Genomic DNA, 21,462 nt, shown 5'->3' with positions numbered 1-21,462 from the left:
CGGGTGCGGCGCCGGACGGGGATCAACTGGTCTTCGTACAGGAGACCAGGGGAACGGGGTTGCTACCGGTCCACGAGCCGAGGAAGCCGAACGTGGTGCTCGCTCCGCCGGCCAGGGCGCCGTTGTAGTTCACGTTGCGCGCGGTCACCAGTGTGCCGTTGGTGGTGACGTTGGCGTTCCACGCGGACGCGACCTTCTGACCGTTGTTGAAGTTCCAGCTCACCGACCAGCTCTGCGTCGGCGAGCTGGCCCCCGCGGTCACCTTCACCTCGGCCTGGAAGCCGCCAGCCCACTGACCGGTGATCGTGTACGTCGCGTAGCAGGCGCCGGCCGGCGCGGGAGTGCTCGGCGGCGGCGTGCTCGGCGGCGGCGTGCTCGGGGGCGGGGTGGTGGGCGGTGGCGTGGTGGGCGGCGGGGTCGTCGGCGGTGGCGTGGTGGGCGGCGGCGTGCTCGTGCCGCCGGAGAAGTCCACGTCACTGCACAGGTAGTACGACTGGTCCAGGTGGCTGGCCTGCCAGACGGTGTAGACGATGTGCCGTCCGGTGCGGCCCGGCGCGCTGACCGGGATCTGGATGGAGACGCCACCGGTGTCCGGGTTCCACTGCGACGCCGGGGTGTTGCCGATCTGGCCGGCCAGCTCCAGGTCGTCCCAGCCGAGCGCCTCGGTCGACGAGTTGAAGCCCTGCTTGGTCACGTACACCCGGATGTAATCGGCGCCGTGGCTGGCCTGGTCGAAGAAGCGCAGCCGGAAGTTGTTCGACACCGGGGTGGCCTTCCACGCGCCGACGGTGTCCAGGGCGTTGTAGCGACCGTTCTGTGTGCGTCCGCCGCTGCACAGTTGGCCGTTGGGGACGGCGGCCTGGTGGTTGCCGGCCACACCCTCGCGGAACAGCCCGTTCCAGTTCCACATGGCCTGCGGGTCGGCCTGCCAGGCTTGCCAGCACATCGGGTCCTCGGTGGCCATCCGGGGATTCTGGAAGTCGCTGCCCCAGCGTTGCCAGCAGCTGTAGTTGCGCGAGGCCGGGTCGACGACCGAGCCGTGCGCGGAGGCGGGCTGGACCAGCGCGACGCTCAGCGCGGTGGTCAGCAGGAGCGTGGCGGCCGCCGCGATGGCGAGTGGCCGGAGCACGCGTGGTGATCGGGCGAGAGTGGACATGGAGCCCCCGGGGGGATGAGGTCGGACGACGACACCCGGACAGCCGGGAGTTGCCCGCTCCCGTGCCTACTGCGTTGCTCCCGCGCTGGCTCTACCCGGCACGATGCCAGGTCGATCGTCAGACGTCAATGACCTTGCGGCGCATCGGGGTGTGCGGGATGCCGTCCTCGACGTACTCCGGGCCGCTGGCCGCGAAGCCGTGCCGGGCGTAGAAATCGACCAGGTGCGACTGGGCCTCCAGCACGCAGGGCCGGTTGCCGACCAGATCCAGCGCCGCCGTCATCAGCCGGCCCGCCTGCCCGCCGCCGCGCGCCTGCGGGGCCACCACCACCCGACCGATCCGGGCGGCGCCGTCGGGGTCGGCGAGGATCCGCAGGTACGCCAGCGGCGCGCCGCCGTCGGTCAACCAGAGGTGGCGGGTGCCCGGCTCCACGTCCCGCCCGTCGAGCTCGGGGTAGGGGCAGTTCTGCTCCACCACGAACACGTCGATGCGCAGCTTGAGCAGGTCGTGGAAGGTGCGGGCGTCCAGGTCGGCGAAGGACGCCACCCGGATCTCGGTGGTCTGCTGGGGCACCCACCGATGGTAGGCCGGGCCGGCTCACGCGGCGTCCCCGCGGGTCGGTGCGAGGTAGGTGGCGGCCACGGCGGTGAGCAGCAGCGCGCCGCCGAGGAGCACCGGCAGTGGGAGCGGCTCGTGCAGCAGCGCCACGGCCAGCGCCGCCGCCGTCAGCGGTTCGAGCAGGGTCAGCACGGCCGCGACGCTGCCCGCGGTCGTGCGCAGCCCGGCGTAGAACAGCGCGTACGCCACGGCGGTGGTGACGACGCCGAGGTGCAGCAGCAGCGCCAGGGTGTCGAGGCGTACGTCGACGGCGACGCCGGCGACCAGTGCCATCGGCGCCAGGGTCAGCGCGCCGACCACAGTGGAGATGGTAGTCAGTGTCATCGGTGCGGTGTGCTGCGACACCTGGCGGCTGATCAGGGTCGTCACCGCGTACCCGAGGCCGGACCCGGCGGCCGCGAGCAGGCCCAGCAGCGGGGCCGGCGCGGCCGTGGTGGGCTCGGCGGTGGCCCCGGTGATCAGGGCGAGCCCGGCCACGGCGGTGACCAGGGTGCCGAGGCGTACCGGGCCGGGGAGCCGGCGGGCCCGCAGCGACTCCCAGGTCGCGGCGAGCACCGGCGCCAGGCCCAGGCTCACCACGGTGGCCACGCTGACCCCGGCGAGCGCCACGGCGGCGAAGTAGAGCGCCTGGTAGAGGCCGAGGCCGACGCCGGTGAGCAGCAGCGGTACGGGTGCCGCGCGCAGGGCGGCCGGGAGCGTGCGGAGCCGGCCGGCGGTGCACGCCAGCAGGACGAGCGCGGCGATCGCGAGGCGGAAAAAGCCGATGCTCACCGGGCTGAGCCCGGTGCCCTCGCGCAGCAGTTGCACCGCCACGCCGGTGGTGCCCCACAGGACTCCGGTGACGGTGATCTGGATCAGGCCGGTGCGGGCCTTCAGGGCGGCCGGGGCCGGGGCGGCCGGCGGCGCGGTACGGGACGTGGACACGGGTGCGCTCCGGTGGGGTGACGTTGACGGGGACGACGTCGACGGAGCGCGTACGGCGAACTGGCCGGCCCGGGTCGGTCACCCGGTCGGTGTGGGGCGCGGCGCTCCGCTCAGGAGCGCGGCGGGGGCAGGACGCCCAGCAGTGGCCGCATCGGGCGACCGTACCGCAGGGCGCGCGGTCAGGCGGGGCGGGCGCCGACGGCGTCGCGGATCTCGGCGCCCTCGGTGCCCTCGACCGCGCGGGCGCAGTGCCCGCAGCAGAAGAACCGGCCGTTGACCTCCACGCCGTGCCCGACGATCTTGATCTGGCAGTGTTCGCAGATGGGTGCCATGCGGTGGATCGCGCACTCGAACGAGTCGAAGGTGTGCACGTCACCGCTGACGGTGTGCACCTCGAACGCCATCCAGTAGTCGTTGCCGCAGACCTCGCAGGTTGCCACCGAAAAACCCCCCGTATCAGGACATGTGCCACCAGAGTGCCTCAGGGCAGGGTGGCGGCGGGCGAATTACCGCCAGCTGGTCGGGCCGGGCGGCGTGTCGGCTCCGGCGTGTCGTCCGTTAGGCCCGATGAACCGCCGTGACCCCCGGAGGATCGCCATGATCAAACGCAACAAGCTCTTCGGCAGCCAGACCCGGGTGACGTTCTGCCTCCCACGGGACGCCCCGCCCGGCCCGGTGAGCGTCGTGGGCTCCTTCAACGACTGGGAGCCCGGCCGGCACGAGTTGGTGGCCCGCCGCGACGGCACCCGGACGGTGACCGTGAAGCTCAGCCCGGGGGAGTACCGGTTCCGCTATCTCGCCAGCGGCGGGGTCTGGCTCGACGACGAGACGGCCGACGTGGTCGACGACCGCGGCAGCCTGCTGCGACTCTGAGGAGCGAAGTCGTCACCATCGATGTATTTATCGACCACGCCCTTTACTGTTAATAAAGTTTAAATTACCTTGGGGGCACCTCACCGCACCTGGAGAAGGAGCTGCCCCCATGCGTCGAAGAATCACCGTCCCGCTGGTGGCGGCGGGCGCTGTCGCCGCCACCCTCACCGTCGCTGGGCCCGCCCAGGCGCACGGCTACGTCTCCGCCCCACCGAGCCGGCAGGCGCTCTGCGCGCAGGGCCGGGTGCCCGACTGCGGGCAGATCAAGTACGAGCCGCAGAGCGTCGAAGGGCCCAAGGGTCTGAAGAGCTGCAACGCCGGCATCGCCCAGTTCGCCGTCCTCAACGACGACAGTCGGGGCTGGCCGGCCACGTCGGTCGGCAGCTCACTGACCTTCACCTGGGTCAACACCGCCCGGCACGCCACCAGCAACTGGGAGTACTGGATCGGCAACACCCGCGTCGGCGTGGTCAACGGCAACGGGCAGCAGCCGGGCGCGACGGTCTCGCACACCGTCAACCTGGGTGGCTTCTCCGGCCGGCAGAAGATCCTCGCCGTGTGGAACATCGCCGACACCGCGAACGCGTTCTACTCCTGCATCGACGTGCAGATCGGCGGCGGCGGGTCGACGCCCACCCCCACCCCGACCACCTCACCCACGCCGCGGCCGACCACCAGCCCGACCACGGCGCCGACGACCCCGCCCCCGACGGGTGGCACCTGGACCGCCGGCCGGGCGTACCAGGTCGGCGACCAGGTCACCTACGGCGGACTGACGTACCGCTGCCGGCAGGCCCACACGGCGATCCCCGGCTGGGAGCCGCCGAACGTGCCGGCGCTCTGGCAACAGGTCTGACCCGCACGGGTGCGGCCCCGGCCGCACCCGTGTCGCCGTCCCCGGATGATCGGAGCCCCCGGCATGCCCCGCGCAACCCTGCTGACGTGCCTGCTCGCCGCGTCGCTGCTCACCGCCTGCGCCGGGCCGTCGGAGGGCCCGCCGGCTCCCGCGTCCCCAGCCGCGTCGGCGGCGGCCGGGCCCGCGGCGGCCGGGCCCGCGGCGGCCGGAGCACCGCCGGCCGGAGCGCCGCCGGCCGGAGCCGAGATGAGCGGCATCGACGTGGTGTTCCTGAGCACGATGATCGGGCACAGCGAACGCACGGTGCAGATCGTCCGGCTCGCCCGGGACCGGCTGCGCGACGACGCGCTGCGCACCCTGGCCGCCGCCATCGAGGCGACCGAGGCCGACGAGCTGTCGGCCATGCGCGGTTGGCTGCCCACGACCGGGCCGGGCGTCAGCGCGGCCGGGCACGACCACGCCGGGCACGGCGACGACACCGCGCTCGACCGGCTGCGGGCCGCGTCGGACGCCGACGTCGACCGGGTGCTGCGCGAGGTCCTCGCCGACCACCAGCGGGCCGCCGCCGACCTGGCCCGGGCCCAGGTCGGCGTCGGCCGCAACGAGCGGGTCCGCGACCTGGCCCGGCGGATCGACCAGTCCCGCAGCGCCGAGGTCGAGTTGCTCAGGGGTACGCCCTGAGCGTGCCCGTCAGCGCGGTTCCAGCCGGACCGAGATCGAGTTGACGCAGTGCCGGGTGTCCTTGGGGGTGAAGCCCTCGCCGTGGAACACGTGCCCGAGGTGGCTGTCGCAGCGGGCGCAGCGGATCTCCGTACGAGCCATGCCGAGGCTGCGGTCCTCGATCTCCTTGACCCGGCCCGGGATGGCGTCGTCGAAGCTCGGCCACCCGCAGTGCGAGTCGAACTTCGTGTCGCTGGAGAAGAGTTCCAGACCGCAGGCCCGACAGTGGTAGACGCCCTGGGTCTTGGTGTCCACGTACTCGCCGGTCCACGGGCGTTCGGTGCCGGCCTCCCGCAGGACGTGGAACTCCTCGGGGCTCAGGCGGACACGCCACTCGTCCTCGGTCTTGGGCAGGTTGTTGTCGTCAAGACTCACCCGTCAACGGTACGTCGAACGTCGGGGGCGTGGCATATGGTCGCGGGATGGGTGGCACCAAGGCAGCGGTCGCCGAGGTCGAGGTGGCCGGGCGCAGCGTACGGCTGAGCAGTCCGGACCGGGTGATCTTCCCGCAGCGGGGGTTCACCAAGGCGGACGTCTTCCACTACTACCTGGCGGTCGGCGACGGGATCATGCGCGCCCTGCGGGACCGGCCCACCACGCTGCAACGCTTCCCCGAGGGCATCGAGGGTGAGGCGTTCTTTCAGAAGCGGGTGCCCACGCGGGGCGTGCCGCCCTGGGTGACCACCGCCCAGATCACCTTCCCGAGCGGTCGCAGCGCGGCCGAACTCTGCCCGGCCGACCTGGCGCACGTGGCCTGGGCGGCACAGATGGGCACGATCGTCTTCCACCCGTGGCCGGTGCGCGCCGCCGACGTGGATCGCCCCGACGAGCTGCGCATCGACCTCGACCCGCAGCCCGGCACCGACTTCGCCGACGCGGCGCGCGCCGCCGGGGAGGTCCGCGCGCTCCTCGACGAGCTCGGCGCGACCGGCTGGCCGAAGACCTCCGGGGGGCGCGGCGTGCACGTCTACCTGCGCATCCAGCCCCGCTGGACGTTCACCGAGGTGCGTCGCGCCACCATCGCGCTGGCCCGGGAGGTGGAGCGCCGCAACCCCGACCTGGTGACCACCGCCTGGTGGAAGGAGGAGCGCGGCACCCGGGTCTTCGTCGACTACAACCAGATGGCCCGGGACCGGACGATCGCCTGCGCGTACTCGTTGCGGGCCAACCCGCGGGCCACCGTCTCCACCCCGGTCACCTGGGACGAGCTGCCCGACGTCGACCCGGACGACTTCGACCTGCGCAGCGTCCCGACCCGCCTCGCCGAGCAGGGCGACCCGCACGCCGGCATCGACGACGCCCCGTGGGACATCACGCCCCTGCTGGAGTGGGCCGAGCGCGACGCCGCAGCCGGCCAGGGCGACCTGCCGTACCCGCCGGACCACCCCAAGATGCCCGGCGAACCCAAGCGCGTGCAGCCCAGCCGCGCCAAGCGCGAGAGCGCCTGACCGGCCCTGCCTCACGGGGATGGCTGGGCGGTCCACGCCAGAACCCGGGTGAACAGCTCCGTCGGATCGGGCGCCGGGTTGGGGTGGAGCTTGATCAGTTCAGCCGTGGCATCGAAGAGTTGGCCGAAGGCTGAGGAAGTTGCTCGGCTCGGGCGGCATTCGGTCGGGCCAGGGGCCCGAAGTTGTCGTACACCCGTTCTAAAATTTGTCTGTGATCGATGAGTTGGCGCGGGCGGAGAGTGCGGTGGCGACCTGCACCGACGCCGCCACGTGGGCGCTCTCCGAGCACGATCTGGTCGTGGCGCTCGATGCCGCGCACCGGCTCCAGCAGCGGCTGGCGTCAGTGCAGTTGGCGGTCGTGCGGGAGTTGGACGGTCGGGGCACCGCGGTTGCTCAGGGCGCGTCCTCGACGGCGGTGTGGCTGCGCCACCGCCTGCGCCTCGACGTCGCCGCCGCCCGTCGGCTGGTCGGGCTCGCTGCGTCGCTCGACGTGGCACCGCCCGGCGTGCGGGCCGCCCTGGCGGATGGGGCGGTCAGCGTCGAGCAGGCCCGGGTCATCGCCGAGACGGCCGCCACCGTGTCGGCCTCGGCGGGCGTCGAGGTCGCGGACAAGGCCGTCGGCGTACTGGTGGAGTGGGCCGAGCAGTTCGATCCCACCCTGCTGCGCAAGATGGGCACTCGGATCCTCGACCACGTCGCCCCCGACCTCGCCGATGCCGCCGCTGCGGCGGCCCTGGCCGCCGAGGCCGCCCGGGTGGCCCGCGACCGGCACGTCACCATCTCCGAGCAGGCCGGCGGGCGGCTCCGGCTCAGCGGCACCCTCGACCCGGAGGCCGCCGCGCTGCTGCGCGCCGCCATCGATCCGCTGAGCGCGCCCTCCGGCCCCGACGACACCCGCTGTGCCGGTCAGCGCCGCCACGACGCCCTCGCCGACGTGTGCCGGCTGGCGCTGCGCACCGACGAGCTGCCCGAGACCGGCGGCGACCCGGCGCAGCTCGTCGTCACCGCCAGCTTCGACGGGCTGACCCGGCAATTGGGCGCCGGCGCGCTCGATGTCGGCTTGCGGCTCACCCCCGACACGGTGCGTCGGCTCGCCTGCGATGCCGCCATCCTGCCTGCCGTGCTGGGCGGTGCCGGCCAGGTTCTCGATGTGGGTCGACAGCGCCGTCTCATCTCTGGTCCGCTGCGTCGAGCCCTGGTCCTCCGGGACGGCGGCTGCGCGTTCCCGGGCTGCGACCGACCACCGCGCTGGTGCGCCGCCCACCACATCCGCCACTGGGCTGACGGTGGCCCGACCAGCCTCGACAACGCCGTCCTGCTCTGCGGCCACCACCACCGCCACGTCCATCAGAGCGACTGGGCTGTCCGCCTCGGCGGCGACGGGCACCCGGAGTTCGTGCCGCCGGCCTGGCTCGACCCGGAGCAACTGCCGCGCCGCAACCACTACCACCGGCGAACGTAGGCGATCGGCACCCGGGTTCCCTTCTCGCCAGCCAACCGCGGACTTGATCCCGACCAGATCGTTACGGTGCGGTTGGTTCGTCCGCCGCGGTTCAGAGCAGTTCGAGGATGATGCCGTTCTCGGATTCCTCGCCGCGTGGGCCGTGGTCGCGGATGATCTCGACGATCATGTCGAACAGCGTCTGCCCGTGGCCGCGTCGCGCGTTGCGCAGCCTGGCCTCGATGCCGGCGCGGTTCGACGGGTGGCAGGTGCGCAGGATCTGCTCCAGCCATCGGGCCGTCGCGTCATGACCGAGCGCCTCCCGCGACGCGTCGGAGCTGAGCCACCTGAGCACCCACGGCGTCTCGGGGGTGCCGAAGCCGCCGTGCAGGATGTCGTTGAAGGCGTCGAGGTTTCCGTTCCACGTGGCGTGCGGCAGCAGCCGCGAGAACTCGCGTACGAAGCCGGCGAAGTCGACGAACGAGGCGCCGTCGATCGTCAGCACAGGGAGGGCGTCGCTCTGGTTGGTCACGGTCCAAGTATGCGGGTCCACCCGGATGGGGCGGACCCCGTACCGATTGACTTTCGATAGGTAACGAGCGAAACTCGATGCATGGCTGTTGAACGTCGAGCGGTAGCCGCTCTCAGGGTCGTCCTTGTGGTGCTGTTCGTGGTCCTGATCGGATTTCAGACCTTCTCGCTGCCCGGGCAGTTCGCGCACATGGCCCAGGAGTCGCCGGAGCACGCCTACCTGCGGTGGCCGCTGACCGCCGTGACGGTGTTCTGGGTGCTGTGCGTCCAGGTGGTGATCGTGTGCACCTGGCAGTTGCTCAGCCTGGTCAAGAACGACCGGATCTTCACCGAGGCGTCCCTGAGGTGGGTCGACCTGATCGTGTGGGCCATCGGTGCGGGCTGGTTGGTGCTGGTGGGCGTCTTCCTCTACGTCGGATTCAACGCGGACGACCCGGGCGGCCCGATCCTGCTGTTCCTGTTGACGATGGGCGTGACGGTGCTCGGGCTCCTCATGGTCGTGATGCGTGCGCTGCTGCGGCAGGCCACCACGCTGCGGACCGACATGGAAGCGGTGATCTGATGCCCATCATCGTCCGCATCGACGTCGAGTTGGCCAAGCGCAAGATGAGCGTCGGCGAGTTCGCCGAGCGCGTCGGGCTCACCCCGGCGAACGTGGCGGTGCTGAAGAACGGCCGCGCCAAGGCCGTCCGCTTCAGCACCCTGGAAGCGATGTGCCGAGTGCTCGACTGCCAGCCCGGAGATCTGCTCGAGTGGGTCGAGGAGGAGGAAACCCCATGAGGTACGTCATCGCCGCTGTCTTGTGCGGAACGTGACCGCACCGGCCGTGCTCGTAATAACGATCATGTAACGGGCGCGAACCTTTCCCCGTGGGTGACCTGTTTTGAAGGTCGTCGGCCCACCAGGGCCAGGGGAGGCGTCGGATGAAGCTGGTGTGGAGGCGGGCCCGCGAGGCGCGGGGTCTGCTGGTTGCCGCGGTGATCGCCGCCCTGGTGGCCGTAGCGTTGGTCACCGGCCTGTCCGACTACAACCGCCGGGCGGTGGACGCCGGGCAGCGGGCGCTGGTCGCCGCGTCGCCGGCCGAGGAGCGCGGCCTGTTGATCAGCGGCGCCGGCGGGCGTGACGCCGCCGAGTTAGCCACCCGCGACCAGGCGGCACGGGCCGAGTTCGCCGACGGGCTCGCCGGGGTCCCGGTCACCGTCGCCGGGGCCCGGTACGGCACCGGCCGGGAGTTGACCGGCGACCTCGGCTCGGTGCCGCGTACGGGCGACGAGCCGATCTTCGCGAACCTGGCCACCCTCGACGACCTGGCCGCGCACGCCGAGCTGACCAGCGGAGCGTGGCCGCGTCCCGGAGCGAAACCCCTCCAGGTGAGCCTGCCGGAACGGGTCGCCACGACACTCGGCTTGACCACCGGCGAGCGGATCCCGCTGCGGGACCGCTCCACCGAGAAGGCCAGCGAGGTGGTGCTCGCCGGCACCTGGCGGCCCCGCGACCCGACCGAGGTGTACTGGCTGCTGGCCCCCGGTGTGGGTGCGGGCAGCGCCGGGTCGGCCACCTCGTACGGGCCGTTCGCGCTGGACCCGGCCGACTTCGCGACCGCCTTCCCGGGCTCGGTGACGGCGTCCTGGCTGGCCGAACCGGACCTCGGCGGCGTCGACGCCGGTGACCTGCCCGCGGTGCGGGCCGCCGTGAATGCGGCCTCGACGGCGGTGCCGGAGGCCGCCCAACTCGGCAGCTCGGCGCAGTCCCTGACGAAGATGGACCAACTGCTCGACCGGATCGGCCGCGCCGACCTGGTGGGACGCTCCGCACTGGCCACCCCGCTGCTGCTCATCCTGGTGCTCGGCGGGTACGCGCTGGTGCTGGTCGCCGCCCTGCTGCACGAGGACCGCCGTCCACAGACCGCGCTGCTGCGCGCCCGGGGCGCCGCCCGGAGGCAACTGGCGGGCCTGGCCGCCCGGGAGGCGACCCTCGTGGTGGCGCCGGCCGCCCTGCTCGGGCCGGTGATCGCCGGGGAGGCGCTGCGGTTCGTCCGGCCCGGCGGGGCGGCGGAACTGTCCGCCGCCGGCGGCAACACCACCCTGGTCTGGGCGGCTGCCGCAGCGACCGCCGCCGGATGCCTGGTGGCCATGGTCGCGCCGACGCTGCGGGGGGCCGGCACGTACGTGGCCGACATGGCCGCCCGGTCCCGACCAAACCGGTCGGCGAGCATCCAGCGGGCCAGCGTCGACCTGGTACTGGTCGCACTCGCCGTGCTCGCCTGGGTGCAACTGCGCCGGTACGCCTCACCGCTGGCTGGCTCGAACGGCCGTCTCGGGCTCGACCCGCTGCTGGTGGCCGCCCCGACCCTCGGTGTGCTGGCCGGGGCCGTGCTGGCGCTGCGGGTGCTCCCGCCGCTGACCCGGTTCGCCGAGCGGTTCGTCGACCGGCGGCCGTGGACGGCCACCATGTTCGGCATGTGGCAGGCCGGCCGGCGTCCGCACGCCGGGCCCGTGCTGCTGCTCGCCCTCGCCGTCGGCGGGAGCACCCTGGCCTGGTCACTGATCAGCACGGGGGAGCGGTCCCAGGTCGAGCAGGCCGGCCACACGGTCGGCGCCGACCTGCGGGTGACCGAGCGGGCCGGCTCCGCCCCGCCGGCTCGGGCCGGTCAGCTCGCCGCGCTGCCGGGCGTGCACCGGGCGGTGCCGGCGTGGCGCGACGAGGTACGCATCGGCCGTGCGGACCTGCCCGTCACCGTGATCGGGTTCGACCCGGCCAGCGCGACAGGCGTCGTCCGGCTCGCCGACCGGCTCAGCGACGAGCCGGTGTCGACGCAGTACCAACGGATGGTCGCCGCGCGCGGCGCCCCCGCCGGCGTCGAACTGCCCGTCGGCACCCGTGCGATCACCGGCACGGCTCGCACCCCCGTCGACCAGGCCGTCCGGCCACAGCAGATCGCGGTGGCGCTGCTGGTCACCAGCACCGACGGGCTGGCCTTCCGGCTGCCGGCGGTCAGCGCCACCAGCGACGGACGGGCCGCGCCGTTCACCGTGCGGTTGCCCGACGTGGGCCCGGCGCGGCTGCGCCTCGCCGGCTTCGAGGCCGACGGCGGGGCGGCGGCCGGGAACTCGTACCGGCTCCAGGTGGACGGGCTGACGCTCGTCGGGGCGGACGGCACGACGCGACCCGCCGAGTTGACCGGGGACTGGAGCACGACGACCGGCCGCCAGGCGGACAACCAGGCGCCCGCCGCGGCGCAGGCCACCGCGACGGGGATCGCCGCGAGCTTCCCGGTGGAGGTGATCCCCGGCGGACAGTTCGCCTACCAACCGCCCACCCGGTTCGCCATCGTGCCCGCCGGGCAGATCGCACCCGTCCCGGTGCTGATGACCGCCGGAGTACGTGACGCGTTGGGCCTGCACACCGGCGACACGTTCGACCTGACCCTCTCCGGCGCGTCCGTGCCGGCCCGACTGCTCGGCGAACTGGACTCCGTGCCGACCACCACCGGCGAGGGCGTGCTGCTCGACCTGCCCACGGCGGTCGACGCGCTGATCCGCTCCGGCGGAACCATCCGGCCGGTGCCGGAGTGGTGGATCGGCGCCGACGACCCGGCGGCTGCGGCCCGCGCCAGCGGTGAGCTGGCCGGCGTCACCGTCCTCGACCGGCGTGCCGTGATCGAGGCCGCCGCCGACGACCCGTACTGGCGCGGGTCGCGGACGGGGATGCTCGCCGCCGCGCTCGGGGCGGTGCTGCTCGCCCTGGTCGGTCTCATGGTCGACGTGTGGGCCACCGCCCGGCGCCGGCTCGGCGAGTTCGCGGTGCTGCACACCCTCGGCGCGACACCGCGGCTGCTGGCCCGGGCGTTGCTGGCCGAGCAGACCTTCCTGGCCGGCATCGGCGTCGGGGTCGGGCTGCTGCTCGGCGCCGCGGTCGGGGCCACCATGGCTCCGCTGGTCATCCTCACCCCGGCCGCCGGCCGGCCGGTGCCCCCGGCGGCCTTCGCGCTGCCCTGGGTGCCCATCGGCCTGACCGCGGTCGGCCTGCTGCTGGCGGCGCTCGCCTTCAGCGCGTTCATCGCCGCCGGCATCCGTCAGCGGGTGGCGGCGGTGCAGCTGCGAATCGGGGGAGAACGATGAGCGTCGGCGCGGCCGCCCGCCGGGTCCGGGCGTACGGCGGGCAGTTCCTGCTTCTGGCGGTGCTGACCCTGGTGGTCACGCTGCTGGTCAGTGGAGTGCCCCGACTCGTCAACCGGCTCGCGGAACAGGGGTTGCGGTCGCAGCTCGCCAGCGAGCCCGCCGCCCGCCGGGACCTTTCGTACACGTCGAACTCCGCCGTTCCCACGACGAAGACGGCAATGGCGGAAGCGCAGGAGCGATCCGACGCCCTGGCCGCGGCGATGCCGCCGCAGGTGCGCTCGGCGGTCACCGAGCGGTGGCACCGGGTGGACCTCCCGCCGACCCGCCTGGTCGGGCCGGATCTCGCGGCCCGCAACCTGCTTGTCGACCTGGGCCTGCGGGCCATGCCCGGGGTTCAGGACGCCGGCGCCCTCGTCGAGGGCGCCTGGCCGAGTGAGACCTACGTCCCGGACCGGCCGATCGAGGTGGCGCTGGACGTCGACGTGGCCCACAAGCTCAACCTGCGCGCCGGCAGCCGGCTGCGCATCGGCACCGTCGACCTCGCGGGCACCTTCGTCGACCCGAAACCTGTGGTGGTGTCCGGGTTGTTCCGGCCCATCGACCGCGCGGACGGGATGTGGGACGGACTGCCGCAGCTGCTGCGGGTCATCGAACCGGTCGGCGACGGAGAGCCGTTCACCATCACGGGCGTGATCGCTCAATCCGCCATGAACAAGCGAGCCGCGGAGGGCTGGCCGATCCAGTCCGAGTGGCGGTACCGACTGGGCGTCGACCGGATCGACGCACGCGGTCTGGACCAGATGATCGGCGGCCTGCAGGAGATGCAGCGCAACGTTCCGGCGGGCTTCACGTTGACCATCGGCGTCGACGTTCCGCTGCGGGCGTTCGCCGCCCAGGTGAACGCCGCCCGTACCCTGCTCGCCGTCATCGGCGCCGGCGTGCTGGCCACCCTGGCCGGGCTGATCGTGCTCGCGGCCATCCTGGCCACCCGCCGGCGCCGCTCGGAGTTCGCGTTGATCCGTGCCCGTGGTGGCGCCGCCACCGCCGGCGCCCGGCGCAGTCTGGCCGAGTCACTGCTGGTGGTGCCGGTCGCCGCCCTGGTCGGCTGGTTGCTCGGCACCCTGTTCCCCGGCGCTCCGGATCCGACCGCCCGGTACGCCGCGGCGGCGACCGTGCTGGTCACCCTGGCGCTGCCGCTGGCGACGCTGGCGGTGCAGGGCGGCGGTGTCGCTCGCCGGGACCTGGTCCGGGTGCGCCCGTCGGCGCGCCGGCTCACCGTCGAGGTCTTCCTGCTGCTGCTGGCCGGGCTCGCCGCAGTGCTGCTGCGCCGACGCGGGCTCACCCTCGGCGAGGTGGACCCGCTGCTGGTGTCCGTGCCGGTGCTGCTCGCGGTCGCTGCGGCGGTGCTCGCGCTGCGCGCGTACCCCTGGCCGTTGCGGTTGGTCAGCCGGCTGGCCGCGCGGACGCGCGGCAGCGTGACATTCCTCGGCACCGCGCGGGCCGGGCGATCCGCCGTCGCCGCGCCGCTGGTCGTCGTGGTGCTGGCGATCGGCACCGCGGCGTTCTGCGCGGTCGTCGCCGCCGGCGTCGACGCCAGCCGCGACCGGGCCGTGGAGCGGATCGTTCCCGCCGACGCGGTGATCCGGGGGGAACGTTTCGCCCCGGACACGGTCGAGGCACTGGCCGGTCTGCCCGGCGTCCAGGCCGCCACCCCGGTGCTGATCGAGCCGGACCAGCGGCTGGCGACCGACGAGGTCGGCACCGACGCGCGGGTCGGGCAGACCACGGTGCTGCTGGTCGACGGCCCCGGACTGGCCAGGGTCGCCGGCGACGCAGAGGTGGACGTGACGGTGCCGGACGCGTTGCGCTCCGCCCGGGCCGAACCGGGGCCGCTGCCCGCGATCGTGTCCCCGGCCGTGGCCGCCGACCTGTCGCGGACGGGCCTGCAGGGCTCGGCGTTCGTGTCGGTGCAGGGGCAGCGGTACGAGTTCCGGGTGGCCGGCGCGCAGGACAGCTTCCCGGTGTTGGCGGCGAGCACCAGCCGGTTCGTCATCCTGCCCTGGCAGGCGCTGCCGCCGCGGAACACCACGCCGGTGCCGACCAGCCTGCTCGTCGCCGGGGACCGGCTCGACGTGGCGGCGCTGCGCCAGGCCGGTGACCAGGGCCAGTTGCGGTACCAGCAGCAGGGTGCGGTGACCGGCCGGGAACGGCCGCTCCGGGTCACCGTCGACACCCGGGCGGGCGTACGACGGGACCTCGGTGACGGTGGCGCGAACGGCGTGCTGGCCTTCGGGTTCGTGGCCGGCGCCGCCGGCGGCACCGTGCTCGGACTGCTGGCCATCGCGTTCACCGTGCTGGCCGGCGCGCGGGCCCGGGGGCAGGTGCTGTCCCGGCTGCGCACCCTCGGCCTGTCCCGCCGACAGTGGCGAGGGCTGCTGCTGGTCGAGCTGGCCCCGCTCGTCGGGGTGTCGGTGCTGACCGGCGCGCTGGTCGGCGCGGTGCTCCCGCTGGTGCTCAATCCGGTGCTCGGCCTGTCCGCGTTCACCGGCGGAATGCCGGTTCGGGTGGCGTTCGAACCCGGCCTGGTCGTCGCGGTGTTCGCACTCGGGGCGGTCGCCCTCGGCTTCGCGGTCGCCGTCGAGGCCCTGAACAACCGCCGGCTGCGCCTCGGTGAGGTGCTCCGGCTCGGAGAGGAGAGCTGAGATGACCGTTACCGCACAGACTCCACTGGTGCCCGACCTGGCCGCCCTGCAGCAGAGGGCCGCGCAACGCGCTGCCGAGCGGGCCGGCGGGCAGGACCGACTGCGCGGACACATCGTCTGCGACGGTCTGGTGCGCATCTTCAAGACCGAGGGGGTGGAGGTCGTCGCCCTGCAGGGTCTGGACCTGGTCATCGACCGGGGTGAGCTGGTGGCGATCGTCGGCGCGTCCGGCTCGGGCAAGTCGACCCTGCTCAACATCCTCTCCGGTCTGGACACGCCGACCGCCGGCATCGCCCGGGTTGCCGACTACGACCTGCTCTCGTTGTCGGCCAAGCGGCGGCTGAGCTACCGGCGGGAGCTGGTCGGTTTCGTCTGGCAGCAGACCGGCCGCAACCTGCTGCCGTACCTGACCGCGCTGGAAAATGTCGAGTTGCCGATGCAGTTGGCGGGCAAGCGGGGCGGAAAGGCCCGCCGGGAACGGGCCCGGGAGCTGCTCGACATGGTCGGCGTGGGCTACTGCGCGGACCGTCGGCCGGGTCAGCTCAGCGGCGGCGAGCAGCAGCGGTGCGCGGTGGCGGTGGCGGTGGCCAACGACCCGGAGGTGCTCTTCGCCGACGAGCCGACCGGTGAACTGGACGAGGCCACCGGCGCGGAGGTCTTCGCGGCGCTGCGCACGATCAACGCCGAACTGGGCGTGACCATCGTCGTCGTCACCCACGACCACGCCGTGGCCACCCAGGTCCGCCGGACCGTCGCGATCCGCGACGGCCGAACCGCCTCCGAGGTACGCCGGACCGCGCGCGTCGGCGCGGACGGCAACACCGAACTGGTCAGCGAGGAGTACGCGGTGCTGGACCGCAACGGCCGGATGCAGTTGCCGGCCGCGTTCGTCGACGCGCTGTCGCTGAAAGAGCGGGTCCGGCTCGATCTGGAGCCCGACCACGTGCAGGTACGGCCCGGTGACCGGGCCTCGGACGAGCGGGAGGCACGGGCGTGAGTCCTCAGGACATGGTGGTGGCCGGAGCGGCCGGGTTCAGCGGTGGCTCCGGAACGCCTGCGGACGAGGTGGTGCGGGTCAGCGGCGTGAGCCGGACCTTCGGCCGCGGTGAGCACGCCGTGCAGGCGGTACGGGACGTCTCGTTCAGCGCCAACCGTGGTGAGCTGGTCGCCATCCGGGGTCGCTCCGGCGCCGGCAAGACCACGTTGCTGAACATCATCGGCGGGCTGGACCGGCCGGACAACGGCCAGGTGGTGGTGGCCGGGCACGAGGTGACCTCGGCCGGGGAGGCCGAGTTGCTGCGGCTGCGCCGAGGCACCGTCGGCTTCGTCTTCCAGACCTTCGGGTTGGTGCCGATCCTCTCCGCCGCCGAGAACGTGGGTGTGCCGTTGCGACTGGCACAGGTGCCGGCCGCCGAGCGGGAGCAGCGCGTGGCGGTGCTGCTGGAGCTGGTGGGCCTGGGCGGGCACGCAGCGCAGCGCCCGTACGAGTTGTCCGGCGGTCAGCAGCAGCGCGTGGCGGTCGCCCGCGCGCTCGCCAACGAGCCGGACCTGCTCATCGCCGACGAACCCACCGGACAGCTGGACTCGGAGACCGGCCGCTCCATCATGGACCTGCTGCGCGCGGTGGTGCACGCCCGTGGCATGACGGCCCTGGTCGCCACCCACGACCCGGCCCTGATCGACCTCGCCGACCGGGTGCTCGTCCTGCGCGACGGCCGCCTGGTCGACGGCTGACCGCTGCCCCCGGCCGTGGTCGGTGGCCGGTGGTCGGTGCTCCGGGGTCGTGGTCCGTCGTTCGTGGCCCGTGGTCCGTGGTCCGTGGTCCGTGGCCCGTGATCGGTGGTCGGTGGTGCGCGGTCGGCGGTCGGCGGCCGGCGGACCACAGGCTGCGTGCCGCGGGCCGCGCGGGCTCGATCAGAGGGGACCGGCTGTGGTCTGTTCGCATCCTGTAGAGCTGCCCCAGATATGGGCCGCGCGGTAGGCGTGCGGCCTTGTGCTGGGTGTGCTGGGCGGGGCGTGTGGGCCTCGTGCAGGGCGACGGCGTCTGGACTTGTGCTGAGCATGCTGGGCGGGGGTGTGCGGGACTTGTGCTGGGCGTGCTGGGGTGGGCATGCGGGCCGTGTGTTGGGTGGTACTCGTGCGGGCGTGGCCTTCCCGCCGCCACCGCCGTTGTTCGCTGCCCCAGATCTGGGGCAGCTCTACAGGGCCGGAGGGGCAACCTGGGGACCCTGAGGCGCTACAGCGCCGGCGCCACCAACGGTGCTGGCGACGTTGGCGGGCTGGCGACGTTGGCGGGCCGACGCCCTCGGCGGCGTCAGAGCGGGAGCTTCATGCCCTCGTGGCTGGCCACGAAGCCGAGCCCCAGGTAGAAGCGGTGCGCGTCCGCGCGGGACTTGTCCGTGGTGAGCTGCACCAGGGCGCAGCCTCGGTGCCGGGCCTGGTCGATGGCCCAGGTCATCAACTCCCGGCCGAGCCCCTGGCCGCGCCGGTCCGAGCGGACCCGGACCGCCTCGATCAGGGACCGCTCGGCGCCGTGCCGGCCGAGCCCCGGGATGTAGGTGATCTGGAGGCAGCCGACCAGCTCGCCGCCCTGCTCGGCGACGATCAGCTGGTTGCGCGGGTCGGCGCTGATGTCGGCGAACGCACGCTCGTACGCCTCATCGACCTCGGTGAAGTCGCGGGTCTTGCCCAGGACGTCATCGGCGAGCAGGGAGATGACGGCGGGCAGGTCGGCCCGTACCGCCTCTCGGAAGATCATGTCGGTCATGCCGGTCAGCCTGGCACAGCGTCACTTGGCCGGGCAGCGCAGGCCCTCCCGGGGCACGGTCAGGTCGAGCAGGTACGCGTCGACGGCCCTGGTGATGCAGGAGGTCTGCGGGTACGCGGTGTGCCCCTCGCCCTCCCAGGTGAGCACCCGGCCGACGCCCAACATCGAGGCGAGGCGGCCGGTCTGCTCGTACGGCGTGGCGGGGTCGCCGGTCGTGCCGACCACCACGATCGGTGGTGCGCCGTTGGCCCGCCCGGTCGGGTACGGGTCCCGACCACCCGGCCACTCGACGCAGCTCAACATGCCGACCGCGAGCGCCGGACCGAACAGCGGGTACTTCGTCCGCCACTGCGACTGCAACTGGCGGATCTGCTCCCGGCTCGGCTTCTCGGTCTCGTCGGCACAGTTGATGGCGAGGTTGGCGTCGAACAGGTTGGAGTAGTGCCCGTCGCCTTCCCGGCCGGCGTACGAGTCGGCGAGGCGGAACACGTCCTTCGGGTCGCCCTCGGCCAGCCGGTCGATGGCCCGGGCCAACTCCTGCCAGCCGGCCTCGGTGTAGAGCGAGGAGATGACCGCGTAGAAGACCCAGCCCGCCGTGGCCTCCCGCCCGTCGTCGCCGCGGACCGGGGAGACCTTGGCCTTGTCGATGGCAGAGGTCACGGCGGCGCGGGCGTCCGGGGCGATCGGGCAGCGCGCGGCGTTGGCGGCGCACCAGCGGGTGAAGTTGTCGAAGGCCCGTTCGAACCCGCGGGCCTGGCTCTCCGAGCCGGCGATCAGGCGCTGCTGCGGGTCGACGGCGCCGTCGAGCACCAGCGCGCGCACCCGCTGCGGGTAGAGCTGGGCGTAGATGGCGCCGAGCAGCGTGCCGTAGGAGTAACCCAGGTAGGTGAGCTTGTCGTCGCCGACCGCGGCGCGGACCGCGTCCATGTCCCGAGCGGCCTGCTCGCTGCCGTACAGCGGCAACTGGTCGCCGTAGCGGTCCCCGCAGCCGCGCCCGATGCGCTGGCTCAACCCGGCGAAGCCGTCGAACGCCGCCTGGCTCGCCGGATCCGGGTCGTAGCCGAAGCTGGCGTCCAGGTCGGCGTCGGAGATGCACTTCACCGGACTCGACCGGGAGACACCGCGCGGGTCGAAGCCGACGATGTCGAAGCGTTCGGTGACCGAGGCGGGCAGCCCACCGAACTGGGGGCCGAAAGAGAGGTAGACGGCGGTGTCCACACCGGAGCCGCCCGGGCCGCCGGGGTTGACCACCAGTGAGCCGATCCGGTCCCGCTGTTTGGTGGACCGGGCCCGCAGCAGGGCGATCTCGAAGGTCTGGCCGACGCCCGGCCCGGCGGTCGCCCCGCCGCCGGTGCCCCAGTCCCGGGGAACCGTGATCCGGGCACATTCGTAGCGCATGTCCGGAGCGCCCCGCCCGACCAGGTCCTCGGCAGCCTCCGGGCAGGCCCGCCAGGTCGCCGACGAGCCGGCCGGCGCCGCCGCACCCTCCACGTCGGTGCGCGGCGCGAACGCCGGCAGCGTGCAGCCGGCGGTGAGCAGCGCCGCCACGGCGAAGGCGACGAGGCTGCGACGGACCCGGCGACTGGTCGCCATCCGAGGCTGGTCGGCGGTGCAGCTCACGTGATCCTCCGGGGTCGGGTCGACGGCCAGGCTACGCCGGACCGGTGGCGGCCCGATCGAGGGTGACCGCCGGATCGCCGCGCAGCACCTGGTCCACGTCGAAGCGGATCGGGCGGTCGAGCTGGTCGTAGCGGCAGGAGCGGGGGTCGCGGTCCGGCCGCCAGCGGACGAACTGGGCGGTGTGCCGGAACCTCTCGCCCTCCATCGCGTCGTAACCCACCTCGACCACCAGCTCCGGGCGCAGCGGCTCCCACTCCAGGTTCTTGGTGCCGGTCCACCGGCTCACCCCACCCGGAATGCGCTGGCCACGCTCGTGATCGCCGTGCACCCACGGGTGCTCGCCGCCGGTGTCCCGGTAGGGGGCCAGATCGTCGAGCAACTCGGCGCGGCGGGCCATGCTGAACGACGCGCTCACCCCGACGTGGTGCAGGACGCCCGCGTCGTCGTAGAGGCCGAGCAGCAGCGAACCCACCACCGGGCCGGACTTGTGCCAGCGGAAGCCGGCCACCACCGCGTCGGCCGTACGGGCGTGCTTGACCTTGAACATCAACCGCTTGCCCGGCTCGTACGGCAGGTCGGCCGGCTTGACGATCAGCCCGTCCAGCCCGGCGCCCTCGAAGACGTCGAACCAGCGGCGTGCGGTCTCCGGATCGGTCGTGACCTGGGTGACGTGCACCGGCGGGCGCACCCCGGCCAGCGCCTGGACCAGACGCTCCCGGCGGCGCGGGTACGGCTGGTCGAGCAGCGCCTCGTCACCGATCGCCAACAGGTCGAAGGCGACGAAGTCGGCGGGAGTGGTCTCGGCGAGCAGCTTCACCCGCGACGCCGCCGGGTGGATGCGCTGGGCCAGCAGCTCGAAATCCAGCCGGGGCTGGCCGGACGGCCCGTCCCGCCGGATCACGATCAGCTCGCCGTCGACGGCGCACCGCTCGGGCAGCTGACGGCGGGCCTGCTCGACCACCTCGGGGAAGTAGCGGGTCATCGACTTGCCGCCCCGGCTGGCCAGCTCAACCTCGTCGCCGTCACGGAACACGATGCACCGGAACCCGTCCCACTTGGGCTCGTAGGTGACCCCGGGGGTGGTGGGCAGCCTCGGGACGCTCTTGGCCAGCATCGGCTCGACGGGCGGGTTGATCGGCAGGTCCACGGCGACCAGTCAATCAGACGGGGCCGACAGTCGTGAGGCAGATCACCATGGGTGCGGCGGTGGCGTGTCCGCCCGCGCGCCGCTCGTCCTGCCTGGGCGAATCAGATAACCGCAGGTCAGAGCTAGTTTCGCGGGGTGTCCGAGTGGGTCTGTGACTGCTGCGGGCGGTGGCGGGTGAGCGTGGAGCTGATCCGGGGCCGCTACCGCTACCGGCTGACCCGCCGTTACCCGCAGCGGTTCGGCGGTGGCCGCGACGTGCTCGGCGAGGTCGGTTCGGTGGCGGAGCTGGAGGAGCTGCTGCGTCGGCGTACCCCATTGAGCCTGGCGGACCTGCGCGAAGCCGCCTGATCCCGCGCGGCCGGCGGACCCACGGCCCGATCGACGATCGGACCGCCCGGTGGATGCCGCCGTCACGATCCGCCGGGCAGCGTCGTCGGCAGGGCGTGGCGGCGCCGGCCGGCCGGCATCGGGAGCGGGGAGAACTCAGGCGTGGTCCACACATTCCAGGTCGACCTGCGTGGCGTGGTCGACCTGGTC

At 73.2% G+C, this 21,462-nt stretch carries 21 protein-coding genes; 12 read left to right on the top strand and 9 right to left on the bottom strand.

Annotated features, from left to right (window positions below):
* Positions 1–22 precede the first annotated feature (22 nt).
* From ABZU46_RS15625 to ABZU46_RS15610, 4 genes are all read right to left on the bottom strand, one after another.
* Positions 23–1,156, bottom strand: a complete 1,134-nt coding sequence (locus ABZU46_RS15625) for a lytic polysaccharide monooxygenase (protein ID WP_354858135.1) — start codon at positions 1,154–1,156, stop codon at positions 23–25.
* A 118-nt stretch (positions 1,157–1,274) separates the two neighbouring features.
* Positions 1,275–1,730 (bottom strand): GNAT family N-acetyltransferase, encoded by a 456-nt coding sequence (locus ABZU46_RS15620; protein WP_354858134.1) that lies wholly within the window; start codon positions 1,728–1,730, stop codon positions 1,275–1,277.
* A gap of 24 nt (positions 1,731–1,754) precedes the next feature.
* Entirely contained in the window at positions 1,755–2,699 is a 945-nt protein-coding gene (locus ABZU46_RS15615) for a DMT family transporter (protein ID WP_354858132.1), read from the bottom strand.
* A 179-nt stretch (positions 2,700–2,878) separates the two neighbouring features.
* Positions 2,879–3,139 (bottom strand): Prokaryotic metallothionein, encoded by a 261-nt coding sequence (locus tag ABZU46_RS15610; protein WP_354858130.1) that lies wholly within the window; start codon positions 3,137–3,139, stop codon positions 2,879–2,881.
* Between the two features lie 157 nt (positions 3,140–3,296).
* Here ABZU46_RS15610 and ABZU46_RS15605 point away from each other — a divergent pair, with 157 nt between their 5' ends.
* The 3 genes from ABZU46_RS15605 (at position 3,297) to ABZU46_RS15595 (ending at position 5,109) form a co-directional block, all read left to right on the top strand.
* Positions 3,297–3,572 (top strand): isoamylase early set domain-containing protein, encoded by a 276-nt coding sequence (locus ABZU46_RS15605; RefSeq protein WP_354858128.1) that lies wholly within the window; start codon positions 3,297–3,299, stop codon positions 3,570–3,572.
* A 109-nt stretch (positions 3,573–3,681) separates the two neighbouring features.
* A complete protein-coding gene (locus ABZU46_RS15600; RefSeq protein ID WP_354858126.1) occupies positions 3,682–4,428 on the top strand; it encodes a lytic polysaccharide monooxygenase in 747 nt (248 codons plus the stop codon).
* A gap of 63 nt (positions 4,429–4,491) precedes the next feature.
* A complete protein-coding gene (locus tag ABZU46_RS15595; RefSeq protein ID WP_354858124.1) occupies positions 4,492–5,109 on the top strand; it encodes a DUF305 domain-containing protein in 618 nt (205 codons plus the stop codon).
* Positions 5,110–5,118: 9 nt separating this feature from the next.
* Here the strand turns inward: ABZU46_RS15595 and msrB are convergent, their stop codons facing one another.
* Complete coding sequence (msrB, locus tag ABZU46_RS15590; RefSeq protein ID WP_139582112.1) at positions 5,119–5,523, bottom strand: peptide-methionine (R)-S-oxide reductase MsrB; 405 nt, start codon at positions 5,521–5,523, stop codon at positions 5,119–5,121.
* A 47-nt stretch (positions 5,524–5,570) separates the two neighbouring features.
* Between msrB and ligD the strand changes: the two genes are divergently transcribed.
* Complete coding sequence (gene ligD / locus ABZU46_RS15585; RefSeq protein ID WP_354858123.1) at positions 5,571–6,596, top strand: non-homologous end-joining DNA ligase; 1,026 nt, start codon at positions 5,571–5,573, stop codon at positions 6,594–6,596.
* 211 nt (positions 6,597–6,807) lie between these two features.
* Entirely contained in the window at positions 6,808–8,058 is a 1,251-nt protein-coding gene (locus ABZU46_RS15580; RefSeq protein ID WP_354858120.1) for a DUF222 domain-containing protein, read from the top strand.
* A gap of 91 nt (positions 8,059–8,149) precedes the next feature.
* Here the strand turns inward: ABZU46_RS15580 and ABZU46_RS15575 are convergent, their stop codons facing one another.
* Positions 8,150–8,569: a barstar family protein gene (locus ABZU46_RS15575; RefSeq protein ID WP_354858119.1), complete on the bottom strand. Its 420-nt coding sequence runs from the start codon at positions 8,567–8,569 to the stop codon at positions 8,150–8,152.
* Positions 8,570–8,650: 81 nt separating this feature from the next.
* On the opposite strand from ABZU46_RS15575, the gene ABZU46_RS15570 reads away from it, so the two are divergent.
* The 6 genes from ABZU46_RS15570 (at position 8,651) to ABZU46_RS15545 (ending at position 17,125) form a co-directional block, all read left to right on the top strand.
* Positions 8,651–9,130, top strand: coding sequence for a DUF2975 domain-containing protein (locus ABZU46_RS15570; protein WP_354858116.1), 480 nt, complete (start codon positions 8,651–8,653; stop codon positions 9,128–9,130).
* Positions 9,130–9,348, top strand: coding sequence for a helix-turn-helix transcriptional regulator (locus ABZU46_RS15565; RefSeq protein ID WP_354858114.1), 219 nt, complete (start codon positions 9,130–9,132; stop codon positions 9,346–9,348). The genes ABZU46_RS15570 and ABZU46_RS15565 overlap by 1 nt, the downstream gene beginning before the upstream one ends.
* Before the next feature lie 143 nt (positions 9,349–9,491).
* Complete coding sequence (locus ABZU46_RS15560) at positions 9,492–12,689, top strand: ABC transporter permease (protein ID WP_354858112.1); 3,198 nt, start codon at positions 9,492–9,494, stop codon at positions 12,687–12,689.
* Complete coding sequence (locus ABZU46_RS15555) at positions 12,686–15,391, top strand: FtsX-like permease family protein (RefSeq protein WP_354858110.1); 2,706 nt, start codon at positions 12,686–12,688, stop codon at positions 15,389–15,391. Before ABZU46_RS15560 ends, ABZU46_RS15555 begins: the two co-directional genes overlap by 4 nt.
* Before the next feature lies 1 nt (position 15,392).
* Entirely contained in the window at positions 15,393–16,388 is a 996-nt protein-coding gene (locus ABZU46_RS15550) for an ABC transporter ATP-binding protein (RefSeq protein ID WP_354858107.1), read from the top strand.
* Positions 16,389–16,399: 11 nt separating this feature from the next.
* Positions 16,400–17,125: an ABC transporter ATP-binding protein gene (locus tag ABZU46_RS15545; RefSeq protein ID WP_354858170.1), complete on the top strand. Its 726-nt coding sequence runs from the start codon at positions 16,400–16,402 to the stop codon at positions 17,123–17,125.
* Positions 17,126–17,705: 580 nt separating this feature from the next.
* Here ABZU46_RS15545 and ABZU46_RS15540 read toward each other — a convergent pair.
* From ABZU46_RS15540 to ABZU46_RS15530, 3 genes are read right to left on the bottom strand one after another with little or no spacing between them, the layout of a single operon-like run.
* Positions 17,706–18,158 (bottom strand): GNAT family N-acetyltransferase, encoded by a 453-nt coding sequence (locus tag ABZU46_RS15540; protein WP_354858105.1) that lies wholly within the window; start codon positions 18,156–18,158, stop codon positions 17,706–17,708.
* 21 nt (positions 18,159–18,179) lie between these two features.
* The gene (locus ABZU46_RS15535; protein ID WP_354858103.1) at positions 18,180–19,751 is read right to left on the bottom strand and encodes an alpha/beta hydrolase; all 1,572 of its coding nucleotides are present in this window, start codon (positions 19,749–19,751) and stop codon (positions 18,180–18,182) included.
* Between the two features lie 58 nt (positions 19,752–19,809).
* Complete coding sequence (locus ABZU46_RS15530) at positions 19,810–20,925, bottom strand: ATP-dependent DNA ligase (protein WP_354858101.1); 1,116 nt, start codon at positions 20,923–20,925, stop codon at positions 19,810–19,812.
* Between the two features lie 135 nt (positions 20,926–21,060).
* On the opposite strand from ABZU46_RS15530, the gene ABZU46_RS15525 reads away from it, so the two are divergent.
* Positions 21,061–21,273: a hypothetical protein gene (locus tag ABZU46_RS15525; RefSeq protein ID WP_354858099.1), complete on the top strand. Its 213-nt coding sequence runs from the start codon at positions 21,061–21,063 to the stop codon at positions 21,271–21,273.
* Positions 21,274–21,462 lie beyond the last annotated feature (189 nt).

Source organism: Micromonospora sp. NPDC005197 (genome assembly GCF_040608295.1).
Lineage (GTDB): Bacteria > Actinomycetota > Actinomycetes > Mycobacteriales > Micromonosporaceae > Micromonospora.
Note: the sequence above shows the minus strand (reverse complement) of the source record. Positions and strands in the feature narration are given on the sequence as shown.